The following is an 18,799-nucleotide window of genomic DNA, read 5'->3' on the forward strand; positions in this document are numbered from 1 at the left end:
GACGAAGGCCGAAGCCCCACTAACGGTCGGCGTAGAACAGCTCGTCCACCACCGCACGCGCCAGCCGGGTGGTACGCCGGTAGCCGTCCAGCATGTCCCCCACATGCCCGGGCCCGTACCCCAGGTACCGCCCCACCGCGGCCAGCTCGCGCGGGTCGGACGGGAAGGTGTCCCCGGCCCGGCCCCGCACCAGCATCACGGCGTTGCGCACGCGCGTGGCCAGCACCCAGGCGTCGTCGAGGGTCTGGGTGTCCTCCTCCGAGAGGAGACCCGCGGCGAGCGCGGCGGCGAGCGCCTCGCGTGTCCGGGTCGTCCGCAGTCCGGGCACCTGCGCCCCGTGCCGCAGCTGGAGCAGCTGCACGGTCCACTCCACGTCGGACAGCCCGCCGGGCCCCAGCTTGGCGTGCAGCTTGGGGTCGACGCCGCGGGGCAGCCGTTCCGTCTCCATGCGGGCCTTCAGGCGCCTGATCTCCCGGACGGACTCCTCCGGCAGGCCCCCCGAGGGGTACCTCAGCGGGTCGATCAGCTCGACGAAGCGGCGGCCCAGGTCCTCGTCCCCCGCGAACGGCTCGGCGCGCAGCAGCGCCTGCGACTCCCACACCAGGGACCACCGGCGGTAGTACGCCTCGTACGACTTGAGCGTACGGACGAGGGGGCCCGACTTGCCCTCCGGCCTGAGGTCGGCGTCGATCAGCAGGGGCGGGTCGGCGCTGGGGATCTGCAGCAGGCGGCGCATCTCGGAGACGACCTTGTTCGCCGCCTCGGCGGCCTCCTGCTCGCTGACCCCGTCGCGGGGCTCGTGGACGAAGACGACGTCCGCGTCGGAGCCGTAGCCGAGCTCGTGACCGCCGAAGCGGCCCATGCCGATGATCGCGAACCGGGTGGGCAGCGTGTCGCCCCAGCCCTCGCGGACGACCGCGCGCAGGGTGCCCGCCAGGGTCGCCGCCGTCAGGTCGGAGACGGCGCCGCCCACCCGGTCCACCAGGGCGCCCTCGTCGGCCTCGGCGGGCCGGGTCTCGGTGCCGTAGGAGCCGACGATGTCCGCGGCGGCCGTACGGAACAGCTCGCGGCGGCGGACGCCACGGGCGGCGGTGACGGCCTGTGCGGCGTTCTCGGCGCGGCCGACGGCGGCGAGGATCTCCTGCTCAAGGTGGGCGCGGGTGCGCGGCGCGAGCCCTCCCCCGGGCCCGGCCCCGCCGCCGTCGCCATCGCCGAGCAGGGCGACCGCCTCGGGGGCGCGCATCAGCAGGTCGGGGGCGAGCCGGCCGGCCGACAGCACCCGGGCGAGGTTCTGCGCGGCGGCGCCCTCGTCGCGCAGCAGCCGCAGATACCAGGGCGTCTTGCCGAGCGCATCGGAGACCTTGCGGAAGTTCAGCAGGCCCGCGTCCGGGTCGGCGGAGTCGGCGAACCAGCCCAGCAGCACCGGCAGCAGGGTGCGCTGGATGGCGGCCTTGCGGGTGACGCCGGAGGCGAGGGCCTCAAGGTGCCGAAGGGCCGCGGCGGGGTCGGCGTAGCCGAGGGCGATGAGCCGCTCGCGGGCGGCCTCGGGGCTGAGCCGGGCCTCACCGGGGGCGAGCTGGGCGACGGCGTCCAGGAGGGGGCGGTAGAACAGCTTCTCGTGCAGCCGTCGTACGACACCGGTGTGGCGGCGCCACTCGCGGTTGAGCTCGGCGACCGGGTCGGTGCGCAGGCCCAGCGAGCGGCCCAGGCGGCGCTGCTCGGCCTCGGCCTCGGGCACGAGGTGCGTGCGGCGCAGCCGGTAGAGCTGGATGCGGTGCTCCATGGAGCGCAGGAAGCGGTACGCCTCGTCGAGCCGGCCCGCGTCCTCCCGGCCGACGTACCCGCCGGCGGCGAGGGCCTGGAGCGCGTCCAGGGTGGTGCCGCTGCGCAGGCCCGCGTCGGTGCGGCCGTGGACCAGCTGGAGGAGCTGCACGGCGAACTCGACGTCCCTGAGGCCGCCGGGGCCGAGCTTGAGCTCGCGGTCGACCTCGGCTGCGGGGATGTTCTCGACGACCCTGCGGCGCATCTTCTGCACGTCGGCGACGAAGTTCTCCCGCTCGGCGGCCTGCCAGACCAGCGGCTGCAGCGCGGCGACGTAACCCTCGCCCAGCTCGATGTCCCCGGCGACCGGGCGGGCCTTGAGCAGGGCCTGGAACTCCCAGGTCTTCGCCCAGCGCTGGTAGTAGGCGAGGTGGCTGCTGAGGGTGCGCACGAGCGGGCCGTTGCGGCCCTCGGGGCGCAGGTTGGCGTCGACCGGCCAGATCGAGCCCTCGATCGTCGTCTCGGAGCAGATCCGCATCATGTGCGAGGCGAGCTTGGTGGCCGCGCGCAGTGCCTTGCCCTCGTCGGCGCCGTCGACGGCCTCGCCCACGAAGATGACGTCGACGTCGGAGACGTAGTTGAGCTCGTGGCCGCCGCACTTGCCCATCGCGATCACCGCGAGCCGGCACAGCGCGGCGTCGCCGGGGGCGTCCGCGCGGGCTATGGCGAGGGCGGCGCGGAGCGTGGCGGTGGCGAGGTCGGCCAGCTCGGCGGCGGTCTGGGCGATGTCGGTGGTGCCGCACACGTCACGCGCGGCGATGGACAGCAGACAGCGCCGGTAGGCGACCCGCAGCGCGATCGGGTCGCCCGCCTCGGCCAGGCCCCGCTCGAACTCCTCGACGCCCGGGTGCAGATCCCGCGGCTCGTACATGACCAGCGCCCGCCAGTCGTCCGGGTGCCGGGCCAGATGGTCGCCGAGCGCGGCGGAGGCGCCGAGCACCCCGAGCAGCCGGTCGCGCAGCGGCTTGGCCGCTATCAGGGTGTCCAGCAGTTCCCGGCGCGCGGTGGGGGCGGGCTGGGCCTCCAGGAGGCGGACCAGGGCGCTCAGGGCGAGGTCGGGGTCGGCGGTGGCGCCGAGGGCCTCCAGGAGCACGGGGTCGTTGCGCACGGCGGCCAGCTCGGTGCTGTCCAGGAGGCGTTCGGCGGCGGTGGCGTCGGTGAAACCGTGCCGCAGCAGCCGTGTGAAGGTACTGCTTCTGCGCCCCGGCGCCGTCATGCCCCGCCTCCTCAAGGTCGTTCGCAGTCGAGCGTAACCGCAGTCCCGGCCGGGGGCGCTGGGGAGTTCTGCTCGTGAGACGCACGGGAGGACGGTAGGGGTGGCGCGGGGGGCGGGTTTCGAGTTCGGTGGGTTCGATGGGTTCGACGGATCTGGTGTTTCGATCGTTTCGAAGGGAGTCACGCCATGCAGATGAGCCTCGAGGTCGTCCTGCTGCCCGTGTCCGACGTGGACCGCGCCAAGGAGTTCTACCGCGACAAGGTCGGCTTCCATGTGGACCTCGACGGCGAGGTGATGCCCGGCGTACGGATCGTGCAGCTCACGCCGCCCGGCTCGGGCTGCTCGATCGCCCTGGTGGACGGCCTCCAGGTGCCGACGGGGACCCCGCAGCCGGGCACGTACCACGGCCTCCAGCTCTGCGTCACGGACGCCAAGGCCGCCTACGAGGAACTGACCGCGCGCGGCCTGGAGGTCAGCGAGCCGCAGCAGTTCGCCCCGCAGGACGGCGCGACCTTCCTGTACTTCAAGGACCCCGACGGCAACGGCTGGGCGATCCAGGAGTACCGCCGCCGCCTCACGGAACCCCTCCACAAGGTCCTGGCGGCGCTCGCGGAGGACGCCTGACGGTGTGGTCATGGTTTGTTGCACCCGAGCCGCCGGAAGGAACGTTTCCGGGGCCGCCTCGGTGCAACAACCCATGACCACGCTCCCTCCTCACGGGGCCGCGAGGGCCTCCGTCGGGGAGAGGCGGGAGGCCTGGATCGCGGGGTAGAGGCCTGCTGCGGCGCCGATCAGGAGCGTCGAGGCCAGGCCGCCTGCCGTTGCCCAGGGGGGGACCACTGCGGGCCAGGACTGGGTGGCGGCGTAGCCCGCGGTCACCCCGATGCCGAGGAGGACGCCGCCTAGGCCGCCGAGGGCGGACAGCAGGAGCGACTCGGCGAGGAACTGGAGCCGGATCTGGCCCCGGCTCGCGCCGAGCGCCCGGCGCAGGCCGATCTCGGGGCGGCGCTCCAGCACGGAGATCACCATGGTGTTGGCCACCCCGATGCCGCCGACCAGCAGGGCGACGGCCCCGAGGCCCAGGAGCAGCGCGCCCAGCGTCCGGTCGGTGGCCCGGCGGGCGGCGAGCGCGTCGGAGGGGCGAGAGACCCGCACCTCGTTGGGCGCCTCGGGGTTGGCGGTGGCCGCGAGGACGGACCGTACGGCCTCCACGGAGGGTTCGGCGGAGCGTACGTAGACGAAGGTCGGCCGGCCGTCGAAGCCGAGGTGGCGCTGTGCGGCCGGCCAGCCGACCAGCGCGGCCGTGTCGAGTTCCTTGGCCAGGGGTACGGGGTCGAGGATGCCGGCCACGCCGAACCACTCGCCGCCCAGCCAGATCCGTACGCCCGGGGTGTGCACGCCCAGCCGGCGGGCGGCCTTCGCGCCGAGGACGACGGCCGGGTGGCGGGCGGTCGCGGGGTTCAGCCAGGAGCCGGTGGTGACCCGGCCGCCGAGGGTGCGCAGCAGGTCGGCGCGGGTGGCCAGCACCTCGATGCTGCCGGTGCTGCCGCTGGGGACGTGGTCGTTGCGGTAGGCGTGCGCCTCGATCCGGCCGACCTCGGAGACCGAGCGGACCGGGGCGATCCGGTCGATCATGCGGACCGACTCCTCGGGCAGCCGGGCGTCGGTGCCGTAGAGGGTGGTGCCGGGGCTGACCGTGAGCAGGTTGGTGCCGAGCCGGTCCAGGGTGCGGTCGAGGTCGGCGCGGCTGGAGGCGGAGATGCCGACGACCGCGAGCATGGCCGCGATCCCGATGGCGATGCCGACGGCCGACAGGAAGACCCTCAGGGGGCGGGCCCGCAGGCCTGCCGCGCCGACCCGGGCGACGTCGGCGGGGCGCAGCCGGGCGTGCGGGCGCAGGGGCGAGGGTGTGCTCATCGGGTGCCGCCTTCCGCTCTCAGGGCCGGTGTGAGCGAGCCGTCGCGTACATGGACCTGGCGGGGCAGCGACGCGGCGATCTCCCGGTCGTGGGTGATGACGACGACCGTCGTGCCGGCCGCGTGCAGGTCCCGCAGCACCCGCATCACGCCGGCGCCGGAGGCGGAGTCCAGGTTGCCGGTGGGTTCGTCGGCGAGCAGCAGGGCCGGTTCGCCGGCGACCGCGCGGGCGATGGCCACGCGCTGCCGTTCGCCGCCGGACAGCTGGTGCGGCGAGTGGGCGAGGCGGTGGGCGAGGCCCACCCGGGTGAGGGCGGCCTCGGCGGCGGCCCGGCGCTCGCGCAGGGGGACACCGGCGTAGAGCAGCCCGTCGGCGACGTTGTCGAGCACGGGGACGCCCGCCGCGAGGTGGAACTGCTGGAAGACGAAGCCGATGCGGGAGGCCCGCAGCGCCGACAGCCTGCGGTCGGTGAGGCGGGAGATGTCGTGGCCGTCGATGCGTACGGTGCCCGACGTGGGCCGGTCCAGGGTGCCGAGGATGTGCAGCAGCGTGGACTTGCCGGAGCCGGAGGGGCCCACGATGCCGAGCAGTTCGCCGCGGGGGATGTCCAGGTCGACGTCGCGCAGCGCGGTGACGCCGCCGGGGTAGGTCTTGGACACGCCGCGCAGTTCGGCCACGGGCGTGGCTGTCGCCGTACCGTCGTCGCTCATTCGGGCATCCCCACGGTCGTGCCCTCGGCGAGGCCCGCGCCGTGCACCTCGACCAGTCCCTCGGCGAAGAGGCCGGTCCGCACGGGCACGATGCGCGTACGGGGCCTGGTGCCGGTGTCGTCGGAGTCCTCGACGACCTCCAGGCCGTAGCCGCCCTCGGCGAGGGCGAGCAGGGCCACGACGGGGACGGCGAGGACGTTCTCGCGGCGTTCGGCGGTGTAGCGGATGTCGACGGGGCCGGGGTCGGTGCCGCGCAGCGCCTGCTGCCGGGCGACCGCGATGGTGACGGTGACGGTGTCGTTCTGCGACCCGGAGCCCGAGCCGGACCCGGAGCCGGATCCTGACCCTGATCCGCCGCCGGAGCCCTGGCCGTCCGATGTTCCTCCGGAGGAGTCGCCGGAGCCGTCCGAGCCGCCGGTGCCGGTGTCTCCGGCCGCCGTGACCCTGCCCTCCACGGACTTGCCGCCTCCCAGGCCTATCCGCACCCGCGTGCCGCGGACCGCCCAGCCCGCCTCGCCGCTCTGGAGGTCGGCCGTGACCACCTTGGTGGTGCCGGTGCAGGTGAGGACCTGGGCGTTCGCGGTCGCGCCGAGGCGGACGGACTGCTGGGCGACCCGCAGCCGGCCGGGGGCGTAGATCACCTGGTCGAGGGCGACGGTGCCGGTCCTCGGCAGGCCGAGGTCGCGGTGCCAGCGCTTGACCGCGGCGGCGGTGTTGTCGGTGAACTCCTCGTCGACGCTGAAGCCGGTGTAGCCGAGGGCGGCCAGGTTGCGCTCGAACTGCAGGACGTCCGGGCCCTTGGCGTCCTCGGCGAGGGCCCGGTACATGGGCAGGGTGCCGTAGAGCAGGACGACGGGCCGGTCGTCGGCGCGCAGCAGCGCGTCACCGCGTCCGACGAGGCTGCCGGCGGGCGGCAGCCAGGTGACGGTGCCGGTGGCCCGGGAGACGACCGGGGTGGTGGCGCCGTAGTCGAGGCGGCCGGTGAGGGTCGTCGCGTCGGTGAGGGTGCGGCGTACGACGTGGGCGGTGGCGGTCGGGGTGTCGTCCGGGGGCGGGGCGGCGTCGGAGCGGCCGCCGCCGAGGCCGAGGGCGGCGACGGTGACGGCCGCCGCGGTGGCCGCCACCGCCGCGCCGCCCAGCACGACGCGGGTACGGCGGTGGCGGGGTGCGGGGGCGGTCATCAGCCGTTCACCGACCCTCCGCCGGAACGCGGCAGGAGGTTGCGGCAGGCTTCGAGGGCCTTGCGGGCCTCGGGGTCGGTCTTGATGCGCCGGGCGAGATCCTCGTCCAGTTCGGTCTCGCCGGTCCGCGGGTCGGGGTCGGGGTAGTCGGGCAGGCCGTGTTCGCGCAGGCAGGCGGCGTACCGGCCGCGCTTCTCGATGTCCTCGGCCGGGAGGCGGGGCGGCGCGGAGGCGGCGGGCTGGAGGGCGCGGCACTTCTCGGTGGCCGACATGATCTTCTCGACGGAGGTCTTCTCCTTGTCGATCTCGGGGGCGCCCTCGGCGGTCTCCTTCATCACGACGCCCTGGTCGCGCAGGCAGCGGGCGTACTTCTGGGCCTGTTCCTCGTCGTCGGCCCGGCTGCCGCCGGCGCCCGGGGACGTCTGGGCGGTGGCGACGGAGGGTGTGTCGTCGGAGCCGCCGCACCCGGTGAGGCCGAGTGCGAGGACGAGCAGGGGTACGGCGGCGAGCAGGCCGGTGCGCCGCGTGCGGCGGGTGCTGTGTCCCGTCATGTCGTGTTCTCTCCCCGTGGTTGCGGTTACTGTCCGCAGATGACATACGACGGTGTGTAAGTCCACTGTCAGGGTTGGCGCTTATGAACGCCTTATGGAGGCTCGGGCAGCATCGCCCGGGACCGAGGGGGAGGTGGGCCGACGTGCGCGTACTCGTCGTCGAGGACGAGGAGATGCTCGCCGACGCGATCGCGGAGGGGCTGCGGCGGGAGTCGCTGGCGGTGGACGTCGCCTACGACGGCGCGGCGGCCCTGGAGCGGCTGGGCGTCAACGACTACGACGTGCTGGTGCTGGACCGGGACCTGCCGCGGGTGCACGGCGACGAGGTGTGCCGGACGGTGGTCGCGGAGGGCTACGGCACCCGGATCCTGATGCTGACGGTGGCGGGTGAGGTCGCCGACCGGATCGCCGGTCTGTCGCTGGGCGCGGACGACTATCTGCCGAAGCCGTTCGCCTTCGGGGAGTTGGTCGCCCGGGTGCGGGCGCTGGGGCGGCGGGCCCGGCCCGCCACTCCCCCGGTGCTGTCGCGGGCCGGCATCTCGCTGCATCCGGGGCCGCGCGAGGTGTACCGGGACGGGCGGTATGTGGCGCTGTCGCGCAAGGAGTTCGCGGTGCTGGAGGAGCTGCTGCGCGGGGAGGGCAGCGCGGTGAGCACCGAGCAGCTGCTTGAGAAGGCGTGGGACGAGAACATCGACCCGTTCACGAACGTCGTCCGGGTGACGGTGATGACCCTGCGCCGCAAGCTGGGACCGCCCCAAGTGGTCCTGACCGTGCCCGGCTTCGGGTACCGGATCCCATGAGCGCGGGCGTGGTGCAGCCGCCGAAGCGGACCATCCGGGTGCGGCTGACGCTGCTGTACGGCGGGCTGGTGATGCTGTCGGGAGTGACGCTGCTGCTGGTGACGTACGTGATGCTGGACCGGATCATCGCCACGCAGCCGATCGACATCACGTCGGTGTATCCGCCGCCGGGGGCGTCGGCGCCGGCGCAGACGCCCGGTGGCGGAGCGGAGGGCGCCGGGAACGAGGATCCCCTCGCGGCCAAGGAGCAGTACAAGGAGCAGGCGAGCGAGGCCGCGCGGCGGCTGCGGGCCGACTTCCGGCAGCGGACGCTGCGGCCGCTGGTGGTGGGCGGCTCGGTGGCGCTCGGTCTGTTCGCGGCCGGCGGGCTGCTGATCGGCTGGCTGGTGTCGGGCCGTACGCTGCGGCCGATCAGCCGGATCACGGCGACGGCCCGGCGGGTCGCGGACCGCAGTCTGCACGAGCGGATCGGGCTGACAGGACCGCCCGACGAGTTGCGCGAACTGGCCGACACCTTCGACGACATGCTGCGCCGGCTGGACGCCGCCTTCGAGGGGCAGCGGCGGTTCGTCGCCAACGCCTCGCACGAGCTGAAGACGCCGCTGGCGATCAACCGGACGCTGCTGGAGGTGGCGATGGGCCGCCCCGACGCGCCGCCGCAGGTCACCCAGCTCGGGGAGAACCTGCTGGCGGTGAACGCCCGTCATGAGCGGCTGATCGACGGGCTGCTGACGCTGGCGCGCTCCCAGCACGCGGTGGCCGACCCGGTGCCGGTCGACCTGTCGGCGGTGGTGCGCCGGGTGACGGACCTGTCGCAGCCGGACGCCCGGCGGGCCGGGGTGACGCTCACGCTGGACGCGGTCCCGGTCTGGGTGCGGGGCGATCCGGTGCTGCTGGAGCGGCTGGCGCAGAACCTGGTGCAGAACGCCGTGCGGTACAACACCGACGGCGGCTGGGTGCGGGTGGTGTGCGGCGGCGACGGCCCGGCGGGGGCCGTGCTCACGGTGGACAACAGCGGCCCGGAGGTGGCGCCGTACGAGGTGCCCGCGCTGTTCGAGCCGTTCCGCCGGCTCGACGACCGGGTCGGCTCGGCGCAGGGCACGGGGCTCGGGCTGTCCATCGTGCGGTCGGTGGCGCGGGCGCACAGCGGTGAGGCGGACGCGGCACCGCGTGCCGGAGGCGGGCTCACGGTCCGGGTCACGCTCCCGGCACTGCGTGACAACAACGCCGAAGAATAGTTACTGCGGAGCATAGAATTCGAGAATTGATGTCATTTTACTGACGCACGCTTACTCCTCCCGGTACCCTCCCTGAGCGGGGAAGAAGGATCGGGGGGACCAATGGATGCTTCTTACAGATGCCAGACGTGTGCGCTCTTCAGTTTGAATTGCGCATCGGGGGCCGTCGGCGGGATGTCCGCACTCGAAAGAGTCCAGTTCCTGAGTGAACGCGAGTGGGATGTGTTCCGCCTGTTATCCCTGGGATCGTCGAATCGGGACGTGTCCCGCGCTCTCTACATCACGGAGCGTACGGTCAAGGCCCACATTGCCAGCATCGTGGCAAAACTGGCCGTCAACGGGAGATTCCAGGCCGCTCTGGTGTCGTACGTCTACCACGTGCAGAACTGTCCCAAGGGCCAATAGCTGCCCACTGCGCGATCTGGTGCCATTGCTTAGGCCCCACCGTCCCCGGCCGGGGGACCGGACAACGAGGGCGCTCGAATTCTGGAGGAGCAATGGTCCGAACCAACGTCAGGCGGAACCTCCGCCGCGCCGTCGCCACCGGCGCGGCGGTGGCCGCGCTCTGCGGCATCGGCATGGCGGGCGCCGGCTCGGCGTCCGCCGCCACCCACAAGAACGGTGTCGTGGAGACCGGCGAGCTGGGGCTCTACTACCTCGCCAACTACGGGACGCCGATCTTCGACCTGTACTACTCCGACGCCGACTTCAGCAACGACGTCTTCCCGGGCACCGGCATCCGCGCGGACAACAACACCGAGTCGGACTGGAACCGCGACACCTACACCTGGTGGGTGTGCACCGGCTACAACTACTCCGGCTCGTGCGGATACATTTCGCCGGGTGCGTACGGCAACCTGAACTCGACGTACAAGAACACGGTGTCGTCGGCGTACTTCAGCTGACGCGACAGCACCGCACAGAAGGAAACACCAGTCAGGACCGGTGCCCTGCCCATTGCAGCTGGGCAGGGCACTCGGCTGTCTGATCGTAATCGAGATTCGCGGAGTTCACGATGCCCCGACCGCCCTTCCACGCTCGCAAACCGTTCGTAAGGCCGGCGTTAGGCCGGATCGGGACGACAGTGTGCACCGCTGTTCTCGCAATGACCGTCCTCATCTCCTGCTCCTCCGGTTCCGGCGACTCGGGTTCCGGTGGCTCGGGCTCCGGCCATCGGAAAAGCGAGCAAAATTCCGAACCGACAGTTTCGGACATTCCCCGGATCACCGCGGCCGTGGATCTCCGGTTGCCGCTCCGGGACTATCTTCTCGACGACCGCCAATTGCGGGATCTGGACCGGGCACGCGTGGTCCTCATCGACCGGTGCATGCGTGACTTCGGATTCACGTACGCGGTCCGCCAGCCGGCCGCCGACTACGGCCCGCGCAGCGCCACCGAGCGCCGCTACGGCATCACCGACGCCGAGGACGCCACCGCGTACGGCTACGGGCTCGGGAAGCGCGACCCGGCCCTGCAGAAGCCGCCCGCGCGCCCGGTCCTGCACGCCGACGCGGAGACCGTCCTGTTCGGCAAGGGCCGCTCCAGCATCAAGGGCCGCAAGGTCCCCGAGGGCGGCTGTATGACGCAGGCCGACCGCTCGCTCGGCGCGGCCGCGCCCGCGGGGACGGACCCGGGGCTGCCGCAGCAGCTGTCGTTCCGCGCCTTCGACCTGTCCAGGGCCGACTCCCGGGTGCGCGGGGCGATCCGCGCCTGGTCCGCCTGCATGGCCGAAAGCGGCCACGACTACGCCGACCCGCTCGCGCCGCTCGCCGATCCGGGCCTCACCGGCAGCACCAGCCGCCGCACGATCGCCACCGCCACGGCCGACATCCGCTGCAAGCAGCGCACCAACCTGGTCGGCGTCTGGTTCACCGTCGAGTCCGCCTACCAGAAGCGCCTCGTCGACCAGCACAGCGAGGAGCTGGGGGCCGTCCGCGCGGCGAACACGGCCCGGCTGCGCACGGCCGCCACCCTGACGCGGGACGGCTGAGGGGACCCGGCCGGACGGCCCCCGCACACAGAAAACGGCCCCAGCTCACGGGCAGGGGCCGGCACCCGGAAAGCCGCGGCGCGTTCACGCCGCGGCGATCCATCACCCGCTCCGGCGGGCGCTCGGCTCGGTTGTGCCCTGGTGGGGCGAAACCAAGGGGTTCTGGTTCTCGGTGTCCTGGTTCAGGCCGGACTACACCGTCTCGCGCCACCCGTTCGTGATCGGCAGGCGGCGGTCCTTGCCGAAGCCCTTCGGGGAGATCTTGGTGCCCGGCGGGTACTGGCGGCGCTTGTACTCGGCCGTGTCGACCATGCGGAGGGTCTTGGTGACCAGGGCGTGGTCGAAGCCGGCCGCGACGATGGTGTCGGCGCCCTCGTCGCGGTCGACGTAGCGGGCGAGGATCGCGTCGAGGACCGGGTAGTCCGGGAGGGAGTCCGTGTCGACCTGGCCCGGGCGCAGCTCGGCGCTCGGGGGCTTGGTGATGGAGTTCTCCGGGATCGGCGGGGTCTGGCCGCGCTCGGCGGCGGCCCGGTTGCGCCATTCGGCCAGGCGGAAGATCGAGGTCTTGTAGACGTCCTTGATGGGGCCGTAGGCGCCGACCGAGTCGCCGTAGAGGGTGGAGTAACCGACCGCCAGCTCCGACTTGTTGCCGGGTGCGAGGACGATGTGGCCCTCCTGGTTGGAGATCGCCATCAGCAGCGTGCCGCGCAGTCGGGACTGGAGGTTCTCCTCGGCGAGGCCGGTGAGCCCGAGGGAGCCCATGTACGCGTCGAACATCGGCTCGATGGGCACCGTACGGAAGTTGAGGCCGGTGCGGCGGGCCAGCTCGGCGGCGTCGCCCTTGGAGTGCTCGGAGGAGTACTTGGACGGCATCGAGACGCCGTACACGTTCTCCGCGCCGACCGCGTCGCAGGCGATCGCCGCGACGAGGGCGGAGTCGATGCCGCCGGACAGGCCGATGAGGACCGAGCGGAAGCCGTTCTTCTGCACGTACGCCCTGAGGCCCACGACCAGCGCCGAGTAGACCTCCTCGTCGTCGTCGAGGCGGTCGGCGTAGGCGCCGGTGTGCTGCGGCTCGTAGGCGGGCAGCGGTTCCTCGGACAGGACCACGCGGTCGATGCGCAGGCCGTCGTCGACCACGCCGGTCGGTGCGTCGGCGGCGGCGGCCGGCAGGTCGAGGTCCAGGACCACACAGCCCTCGGAGAACTGCGGGGCCCGCGCGATCACCTCGCCGGACGCGTCGACGACGATCGAGTCGCCGTCGAAGACCAGCTCGTCCTGGCCACCCATCATGGCGAGGTAGGCGGTGGTGCAGCCGGCCTCCTGGGCGCGCTTGCGCACCAGCTCCAGGCGGGTGTCGTCCTTGTCGCGCTCGTACGGCGAGGCGTTGATCGACAGCAGCAGGCCCGCCCCGGCGGAGCGTGCCGCCGGGACGCGGCCGCCGTCCTGCCAGAGGTCCTCGCAGATCGCGAGGGCCACGTCGACGCCGTGCACCCGCAGCACCGGCATGGTGTCGCCGGGCACGAAGTAGCGGAACTCGTCGAAGACGCCGTAGTTCGGCAGGTGGTGCTTGGCGTAGTTGAGCACCACCTCGCCGCGGTACAGCACCGCGCCCGCGTTCTGCGGGGCGCCCGCCGGCTGGCCGAACCTCGGCTGGGCGCTGTCGCTGCGGTCGAGGTAGCCGACGACGACCGGCAGCTCTCCGAAGCCCTCCTCGGCGAGCCGCGTCGCGAGGGTGCGCAGGGCCGCGCGGGAGGCGGCCACGAAGGAGGAGCGCAGGGCCAGGTCCTCGACGGGATACCCGGTCAGCACCATCTCCGGGAACGCCACCAGGTGCGCTCCCTGCTCGGCGGAGTGCCGGGTCCAGCGGAGGATCGTCTCGGTGTTGCCGGCGATGTCGCCGACACGGGAGTCGATCTGGTTCAGGGCGAGGCGAAGTTGAGGCACCCCCACAGTGTAATCGTCAGAGCGACGCGATGGGGGTGGGGCGGGGTGTGGCCCCGCCCACGGCCCGTCAGTCGCGGGGCGGGGCGCCCCGCTCCTTCAGCATCCCGGCCATCAGGTCGATCTCCGACTGCTGGGCGTCGACCATGCCCTGGGCGAGCTGCTTCTCCACGCCGACCGCGCACTTCTCGGCGCAGCCCTTCGCCATGTGGATGCCGCCCTTGTGGTGGTCGGTCATCAGCTGGAGGTAGTACACCTCGGCCTTGCGCCCGCTGAGGGTCCCGAGCTTCTTCATCTCGGCGTCGGTCGCCATGCCGGGCATCAGCGAGCCCTCGCCCTCGGAGGGCATGTCGCCCATGCCCATCCAGCTCATGGGCGGGTCGGCGGACACCTTGGGCAGGCCCCACAGGTCCAGCCAGCCCAGCAGCATGCCGCGCTGGTTGGCCTGGGTCTGGGCGATGTCGTAGGCCAGGCGCCGTACCTCGACGTCGTCGGTGCGGTCGCGCACGATGTACGACATCTCCACCGCCTGCTGGTGGTGGATCGCCATGTCGCGGGCGAACCCGGCGTCGGCGGAGTCCGCGGACGGCTTGGCGCTCGACCCGCCGTCCCCGGCGACCGCGTAGGTGACGGCCCCGACCGCGACCAGCGCCGCCGCCGCGGCCCCGGCGATCCACCCGGCCTGCGCCTGCCTCACTCGGACAGCCCACCCTGGCAGGCGGCGCCCTTCTCCGGCGTCTGCTCGCCCTGGACGTACTTCTCGAAGAACTTGTCCACGTTCGGGTCGTCGGCGCCGGTCACCGTGCGCTGGTGGCCCCACGCGCTCAGCATGATCGGGTCGGCCTGCTTCTCGTCCGGGCTCATCAGGGTGTACGGCGTCTTCTTCACCTTCGCCGCGAGCGCCTCGACGTCGGCCTTGTCCGCCTTGGAGGTGTACGTCACCCAGACGGCGCCGTGCTCCAGCGAGTGCACCGCGTGCTCGTTCTTCAGCTCCTTGGTGTAGACGTCGCCGTTGCAGTTCATCCACACCTGGTTGTGGTCACCGCCGACCGGGGGCTCGGAGAGGTACTTCACCGGCGTCTTGACGTGGGTGCGGGACAGGGTGCCCTTCCAGGTCTTCACCCCGTCCTCGCCGGTGACGAACTTCCCGGAGCTCGTCCTGCCGTCGCTCGCCGTGTCGTCCTTGTCGTCGGACTGGGTCTGCACGAGGACGACGGCACCGGCGACCAGGCCGACGACGACGACGGCGCTGGCCACGATCGTGAGAATCCGGTTGCGACGCTCACGAGCATGCTCGGCGCGCCGCATCTCCTCTATACGTGCCTTGCGGTCGGCGCTGCTGCTCTTCTTCGCGGAACCCATGGGGGGACCCCTTCTGGGGATGAGTGGGACGGACGAGTGCGCTGATCGTAATGGGCACGCCAGCCCGTTTCGTAGGGCGGGCTCGTGATTGGCCGGTCCCTGGGCCGGTCCCCGCGGCCGTCGGCCATTACGGATGTCGGTGTCAGCAGGCAAGATGGGCTGAAGAGTGTTCACCTGACGGCCGGCGGGCGTTCGGGCCGGAGTCGGCCGGACGATCATGGGCCGCAACGCGCATGAAATGGTGTTGTGGTGGGATGCTCAGGTGCCCGACCGCCTCTCGTGGCGCGAGAGCAGGCGGCCTGACCAGCAAGGATGGGGAAGCGGAAGATGGACAAGCAGCAGGAGTTCGTGCTCCGGACGTTGGAGGAGCGCGACATCCGGTTCGTACGGCTGTGGTTCACGGACGTGCTGGGCTTCCTCAAGTCCGTCGCCGTGGCCCCCGCGGAGCTGGAGCAGGCCTTCGACGAGGGCATCGGCTTCGACGGCTCCGCGATCGAGGGCTTCGCCCGGGTCTACGAGTCCGACATGATCGCCAAGCCGGACCCGTCGACGTTCCAGATCCTGCCGTGGCGCGCGGAGGCCCCCGGCACGGCCCGGATGTTCTGCGACATCCTCATGCCGGACGGCTCCCCGTCCTTCGCGGACCCGCGCTACGTCCTGAAGCGGGCCCTCGCCCGCACCTCCGACCTGGGCTTCACCTTCTACACCCACCCGGAGATCGAGTTCTTCCTGCTGAAGGACAAGCCGCTGGACGGCTCGCGCCCGACCCCGGCCGACAACTCCGGCTACTTCGACCACACCCCGCAGAACATCGGCATGGACTTCCGCCGCCAGGCGATCACCATGCTGGAGTCGATGGGCATCTCGGTGGAGTTCTCCCACCACGAGGGCGCCCCGGGCCAGCAGGAGATCGACCTGCGCTACGCCGACGCGCTCTCCACGGCCGACAACATCATGACGTTCCGCCTGGTCATGAAGCAGGTCGCGCTGGAGCAGGGCGTCCAGGCCACGTTCATGCCGAAGCCGTTCTCCGAGCACCCGGGCAGCGGCATGCACACCCACCTCTCCCTCTTCGAGGGCGACCGCAACGCGTTCTACGAGTCGGGCGCCGAGTACCAGCTCTCCAAGGTCGGCCGGTCCTTCATCGCGGGTCTGCTGAAGCACGCCGCCGAGATCTCCGCGGTCACCAACCAGTGGGTGAACTCCTACAAGCGCATCTGGGGCGGCTCCGAGCGCACCGCGGGCGCCGGCGGCGAGGCCCCGTCGTACATCTGCTGGGGCCACAACAACCGCTCGGCCCTGGTCCGCGTACCGATGTACAAGCCGGGCAAGACGGGCTCGGCGCGTGTCGAGGTCCGCTCGCTGGACTCGGGCGCGAACCCGTACCTGGCGTACGCGCTGCTGCTCGCCGCCGGTCTGAAAGGCATCGAGGAGGGCTACGAGCTCCCGCCGGGCGCCGAGGACGACGTGTGGGCGCTGTCCGACGCCGAGCGCCGCGCGATGGGCATCGAGCCGCTCCCGCAGAACCTCGGCGAGGCCCTGTCGCTGATGGAGCGCAGCGACCTCGCCGCCGAGACCCTCGGCGAACACGTCTTCGACTTCTTCCTGCGCAACAAGCGCCAGGAGTGGGAGGAGTACCGCAGCGAGGTGACCGCGTTCGAGCTGCGGAAGAACCTGCCGGTGCTGTAAGCGCAGGTCAGAGCGCTTCCAGCAGACCAGGCGGGCTGGGGCCGACGTTCATGGACCGTCGACACCAGCCCGCCCACCTGCCTGCCTGGGCCGTCTGTGGGCCGTCCGGGCCGGAGCGAGAGGCACATGGTTGCAGGCGAGCCTTGCCCCTGACATCCAAGTCGGCGGCATTCCGGCGAGCGCCCCAATGCTGACCAGGCGGGTGTCGGAGTCAATGGCCGAGGGTCGACACCAGGGTCCAGTCCACGATGAGTACCGTGCCGGGACGGAATCGTTGGCGCCGGTGCAGCATCGACAAGGGCGGGTGGGCGAGGATCCGGTTCGCTGCCGACTCTGACGCCCCGGACAACGGCGCAAGTTGCGACAGAGCGAGGTCGACTGAAAGCGCCGCGCAGCAGGGCGAGTTGTGCCGATCTTTTGGCGCGTCGCCCGACATCTCCCCGATGTGCAAGTGGCCTTGACCTGTGCTGGACTGGGAATGCGCCCGCAACGCTTCCCTGGGAGCTGGTTGCAATGCCTCAGAAGATCATCAAGGACCACCTCTCCCTGGCCACTCCACTGCCTCCGGGTGGATCCATGCCGATCTCATCTCAGATCTTGGCGGACAATCGTTCCTCGGTGTCGATCGTGGTGACAGCCATAGCCACCCGAACCGAGCCACAGGATGTGGTCGTCGCTGGAGTGAGAGACGTCACCGTCGTCACAAATCCCCCAGTCGGCCAAGTGAGCGTGAACTACCGCCTCCATAATTTCACGCTTTCTCAGATCGCTGGAGGATCGGGGCGCCCACTAAAGGACTTCGAACTCTCGTGTCTTGTCATCTGGGAATAGGGAGGCAAGCCTATGAGGCTTGTAGCTGTCTATGACGCACTGGGAAACATCGAGCAGTTGGTTACCTGCTACTCGGAGGACTCTCTGACTGTGCCAACTCCCCCTCCCGGGTACTTCGTCGCAGAGTGTGAGGCCCCCGAATCTCTCACAGAAGACCCTGAGCCGGAGGCCCTGCACGCCCTTATGAGGGATTACCGCGTCGACGTCCAACAAGTGCGGAAAGCACTCATCCGGCAAGACGAAAGCGCGCAAGATGGTTAAAGCGCCACTTAGGGGCGGACTGACTGGAAGACGCTCAGGGCAGTTGGGCACAGTCAGGATTAGCGCGCAGTGGAAGAGAAACTTCCGTACAGGGTGTCTACGGCTTTCCTGGCCCGCGCATCGCTGCTCGGCAGGAGGTGCGTGTAGACCCTGAGCGTGAACCCCGGGTCGGCATGTCCCAGATAGTGGCTAAGTGCCTTGATGTTCTCGCCGGCGTCCAGCAGCACTGAGGCGTAGAAGTGCCTCAAAGCGTGCATGCCGTGTTCACGCGCCGCCTGGTATCGCTCACCCGGCTGAGGCTGTGAGATCACTCCAGCCGCGACGAGAGCGGGCTTCCACTCACGGTCATTGAAGTCGGTTCGCCGAACCGCCCCCTTGCCGTCGAGACGGGTAAAGAGCACTTGCCGGGTGACACGCGGGCCGTCCAACCGGAGCCAGGGCAGGGTGACGGCCACCGGCGGGTAGCTCTCCATGTACTCTTTCAGGGCGTGGGCCACGCGGTCGGGCAAAGGGACGTCTCGTAGTTTGTTCCGCTTGGGCGGAGCGAAGATGAGACCTCCCCTCGTCACCTTCACCTGATTCACGATGTGCAGCCACCCGGAGGCGAAATCGATCTCATCAACGGGAAGTCCGAAGATTTCCCCTTGGCGAAGTCCGCAGCCCGCGCCAAGGTCGACCGTGGCGCGGTAGCGCTCAGGCAGGGCAGCGCGAACAGCGAAGACGCGCTCCGACGTCCATGGGACGATCCGGCCGTTCCCCGGAGCGGGAGGCCGCACGGATTGCGCGCGGCAGGGATTCCTGGTGAGGTGACCGTCGTCCACTGCCGCATTGAGGATTGTCGACACGCTGTTGTAGATCACGCGTCGGTACGAAGACGCCGGAACGGCTCGTTCGAGTTCGCTGAGCCAGTCCCGGACGTGCTCCGGCCGGAAGGAACCGAGCGGCCGTGGCCCGAGATACGGCACCGCGTGACCACGAATTGCCGACTCAACGGACTCGTCTGGTGCCCCTTCAGAGGGCGACAAGCGAGTCATCTCTGCGTGACCACCGGGCCTGTACTGGGCGCGCAGAGCCTTCTCGTAAGACGGCAACCCTTCGCGTAACAAGAAGCAGTTGAAGCGAAGCTTGGGCGCAGCCATCGGTCCCCCTTTTCGACGGTTAACCGTTGTACCACTCTAAGGTGAAGCGACGGAAGATGCAGGACATAAATCGAACAGCAGGACGATATAGGGCCGACTTACCAACCTGTGCACCATCGAGTGTTGCGTGAGCTGTGTGCCCCGGGATC

16 protein-coding genes are annotated in these 18,799 nt (G+C 71.0%); 7 read left to right on the plus strand and 9 right to left on the minus strand.

The window, feature by feature from the left end; genetic code table 11:
• Positions 1–19: 19 nt before the first annotated feature.
• Positions 20–3,037, minus strand: a complete 3,018-nt coding sequence (locus tag ACIQ6Y_RS08960; protein ID WP_404034683.1) for a bifunctional [glutamine synthetase] adenylyltransferase/[glutamine synthetase]-adenylyl-L-tyrosine phosphorylase — start codon at positions 3,035–3,037, stop codon at positions 20–22.
• Between the two features lie 186 nt (positions 3,038–3,223).
• Here ACIQ6Y_RS08960 and ACIQ6Y_RS08965 point away from each other — a divergent pair, with 186 nt between their 5' ends.
• Complete coding sequence (locus ACIQ6Y_RS08965) at positions 3,224–3,661, plus strand: VOC family protein (protein WP_404034685.1); 438 nt, start codon at positions 3,224–3,226, stop codon at positions 3,659–3,661.
• Positions 3,662–3,751: 90 nt separating this feature from the next.
• Here ACIQ6Y_RS08965 and ACIQ6Y_RS08970 read toward each other — a convergent pair whose 3' ends face one another.
• From ACIQ6Y_RS08970 to ACIQ6Y_RS08985, 4 genes are read right to left on the minus strand one after another with little or no spacing between them, the layout of a single operon-like run.
• Positions 3,752–4,954: an ABC transporter permease gene (locus tag ACIQ6Y_RS08970; RefSeq protein WP_404034687.1), complete on the minus strand. Its 1,203-nt coding sequence runs from the start codon at positions 4,952–4,954 to the stop codon at positions 3,752–3,754.
• Complete coding sequence (locus ACIQ6Y_RS08975) at positions 4,951–5,664, minus strand: ABC transporter ATP-binding protein (RefSeq protein ID WP_404034689.1); 714 nt, start codon at positions 5,662–5,664, stop codon at positions 4,951–4,953. Before ACIQ6Y_RS08975 ends, ACIQ6Y_RS08970 begins: the two co-directional genes overlap by 4 nt.
• Positions 5,661–6,845 carry a peptidoglycan-binding protein gene (locus ACIQ6Y_RS08980; protein ID WP_404034691.1) on the minus strand — a complete coding sequence of 395 codons (1,185 nt, stop codon included), beginning with the start codon at positions 6,843–6,845 and terminating at the stop codon, positions 5,661–5,663. The genes ACIQ6Y_RS08975 and ACIQ6Y_RS08980 overlap by 4 nt, the downstream gene beginning before the upstream one ends.
• Positions 6,845–7,396, minus strand: coding sequence for a hypothetical protein (locus ACIQ6Y_RS08985; protein WP_404034693.1), 552 nt, complete (start codon positions 7,394–7,396; stop codon positions 6,845–6,847). The genes ACIQ6Y_RS08980 and ACIQ6Y_RS08985 overlap by 1 nt, the downstream gene beginning before the upstream one ends.
• A 143-nt stretch (positions 7,397–7,539) precedes the next feature.
• Here ACIQ6Y_RS08985 and ACIQ6Y_RS08990 point away from each other — a divergent pair, with 143 nt between their 5' ends.
• The 5 genes from ACIQ6Y_RS08990 (at position 7,540) to ACIQ6Y_RS09010 (ending at position 11,424) form a co-directional block, all read left to right on the plus strand.
• Positions 7,540–8,196 (plus strand): response regulator transcription factor, encoded by a 657-nt coding sequence (locus ACIQ6Y_RS08990; protein ID WP_404034695.1) that lies wholly within the window; start codon positions 7,540–7,542, stop codon positions 8,194–8,196.
• The gene (locus ACIQ6Y_RS08995; RefSeq protein WP_404034697.1) at positions 8,193–9,434 is read left to right on the plus strand and encodes a sensor histidine kinase; all 1,242 of its coding nucleotides are present in this window, start codon (positions 8,193–8,195) and stop codon (positions 9,432–9,434) included. Before ACIQ6Y_RS08990 ends, ACIQ6Y_RS08995 begins: the two co-directional genes overlap by 4 nt.
• A 174-nt stretch (positions 9,435–9,608) precedes the next feature.
• Complete coding sequence (locus ACIQ6Y_RS09000) at positions 9,609–9,839, plus strand: response regulator transcription factor (protein ID WP_404034699.1); 231 nt, start codon at positions 9,609–9,611, stop codon at positions 9,837–9,839.
• Positions 9,840–9,931: 92 nt separating this feature from the next.
• Positions 9,932–10,339 carry a peptidase inhibitor family I36 protein gene (locus tag ACIQ6Y_RS09005; protein WP_404034701.1) on the plus strand — a complete coding sequence of 136 codons (408 nt, stop codon included), beginning with the start codon at positions 9,932–9,934 and terminating at the stop codon, positions 10,337–10,339.
• 422 nt (positions 10,340–10,761) lie between these two features.
• Entirely contained in the window at positions 10,762–11,424 is a 663-nt protein-coding gene (locus ACIQ6Y_RS09010) for a hypothetical protein (RefSeq protein WP_404034703.1), read from the plus strand.
• A 192-nt stretch (positions 11,425–11,616) separates the two neighbouring features.
• Here ACIQ6Y_RS09010 and ACIQ6Y_RS09015 read toward each other — a convergent pair whose 3' ends face one another.
• The 3 genes from ACIQ6Y_RS09015 to ACIQ6Y_RS09025 all read right to left on the minus strand — a co-directional run bounded on the left by ACIQ6Y_RS09015 (position 11,617) and on the right by ACIQ6Y_RS09025 (position 14,730).
• Positions 11,617–13,371 carry an NAD+ synthase gene (locus ACIQ6Y_RS09015; protein ID WP_404034705.1) on the minus strand — a complete coding sequence of 585 codons (1,755 nt, stop codon included), beginning with the start codon at positions 13,369–13,371 and terminating at the stop codon, positions 11,617–11,619.
• 67 nt (positions 13,372–13,438) lie between these two features.
• Complete coding sequence (locus ACIQ6Y_RS09020; protein ID WP_404034707.1) at positions 13,439–14,065, minus strand: DUF305 domain-containing protein; 627 nt, start codon at positions 14,063–14,065, stop codon at positions 13,439–13,441.
• Positions 14,062–14,730: a DUF3105 domain-containing protein gene (locus ACIQ6Y_RS09025; RefSeq protein WP_404034709.1), complete on the minus strand. Its 669-nt coding sequence runs from the start codon at positions 14,728–14,730 to the stop codon at positions 14,062–14,064. Before ACIQ6Y_RS09025 ends, ACIQ6Y_RS09020 begins: the two co-directional genes overlap by 4 nt.
• A gap of 327 nt (positions 14,731–15,057) precedes the next feature.
• Between ACIQ6Y_RS09025 and ACIQ6Y_RS09030 the strand changes: the two genes are divergently transcribed.
• Positions 15,058–16,419 carry a glutamine synthetase family protein gene (locus tag ACIQ6Y_RS09030; RefSeq protein ID WP_399640534.1) on the plus strand — a complete coding sequence of 454 codons (1,362 nt, stop codon included), beginning with the start codon at positions 15,058–15,060 and terminating at the stop codon, positions 16,417–16,419.
• A gap of 1,151 nt (positions 16,420–17,570) precedes the next feature.
• Here the strand turns inward: ACIQ6Y_RS09030 and ACIQ6Y_RS09035 are convergent.
• Complete coding sequence (locus tag ACIQ6Y_RS09035; protein ID WP_404034711.1) at positions 17,571–18,650, minus strand: tyrosine-type recombinase/integrase; 1,080 nt, start codon at positions 18,648–18,650, stop codon at positions 17,571–17,573.
• Between the last annotated feature and the right edge of the window lie 149 nt (positions 18,651–18,799).

Source organism: Streptomyces sp. NPDC096205 (assembly GCF_044763135.1).
Lineage (GTDB): Bacteria > Actinomycetota > Actinomycetes > Streptomycetales > Streptomycetaceae > Streptomyces.

Coding starts and splice junctions, on each gene's coding strand:
- ACIQ6Y_RS08960 (WP_404034683.1), bottom strand. CDS start 3,037: ATGACGGCGCCGGGGCGCAGAAGCAGTACCTTCACACGGCTGCTGCGG.
- ACIQ6Y_RS08965 (WP_404034685.1), top strand. CDS start 3,224: ATGCAGATGAGCCTCGAGGTCGTCCTGCTGCCCGTGTCCGACGTGGAC.
- ACIQ6Y_RS08970 (WP_404034687.1), bottom strand. CDS start 4,954: ATGAGCACACCCTCGCCCCTGCGCCCGCACGCCCGGCTGCGCCCCGCC.
- ACIQ6Y_RS08975 (WP_404034689.1), bottom strand. CDS start 5,664: ATGAGCGACGACGGTACGGCGACAGCCACGCCCGTGGCCGAACTGCGC.
- ACIQ6Y_RS08980 (WP_404034691.1), bottom strand. CDS start 6,845: ATGACCGCCCCCGCACCCCGCCACCGCCGTACCCGCGTCGTGCTGGGC.
- ACIQ6Y_RS08985 (WP_404034693.1), bottom strand. CDS start 7,396: ATGACGGGACACAGCACCCGCCGCACGCGGCGCACCGGCCTGCTCGCC.
- ACIQ6Y_RS08995 (WP_404034697.1), top strand. CDS start 8,193: ATGAGCGCGGGCGTGGTGCAGCCGCCGAAGCGGACCATCCGGGTGCGG.
- ACIQ6Y_RS09000 (WP_404034699.1), top strand. CDS start 9,609: ATGTCCGCACTCGAAAGAGTCCAGTTCCTGAGTGAACGCGAGTGGGAT.
- ACIQ6Y_RS09005 (WP_404034701.1), top strand. CDS start 9,932: ATGGTCCGAACCAACGTCAGGCGGAACCTCCGCCGCGCCGTCGCCACC.
- ACIQ6Y_RS09010 (WP_404034703.1), top strand. CDS start 10,762: ATGCGTGACTTCGGATTCACGTACGCGGTCCGCCAGCCGGCCGCCGAC.
- ACIQ6Y_RS09025 (WP_404034709.1), bottom strand. CDS start 14,730: ATGGGTTCCGCGAAGAAGAGCAGCAGCGCCGACCGCAAGGCACGTATA.
- ACIQ6Y_RS09030 (WP_399640534.1), top strand. CDS start 15,058: ATGGACAAGCAGCAGGAGTTCGTGCTCCGGACGTTGGAGGAGCGCGAC.
- ACIQ6Y_RS09035 (WP_404034711.1), bottom strand. CDS start 18,650: ATGGCTGCGCCCAAGCTTCGCTTCAACTGCTTCTTGTTACGCGAAGGG.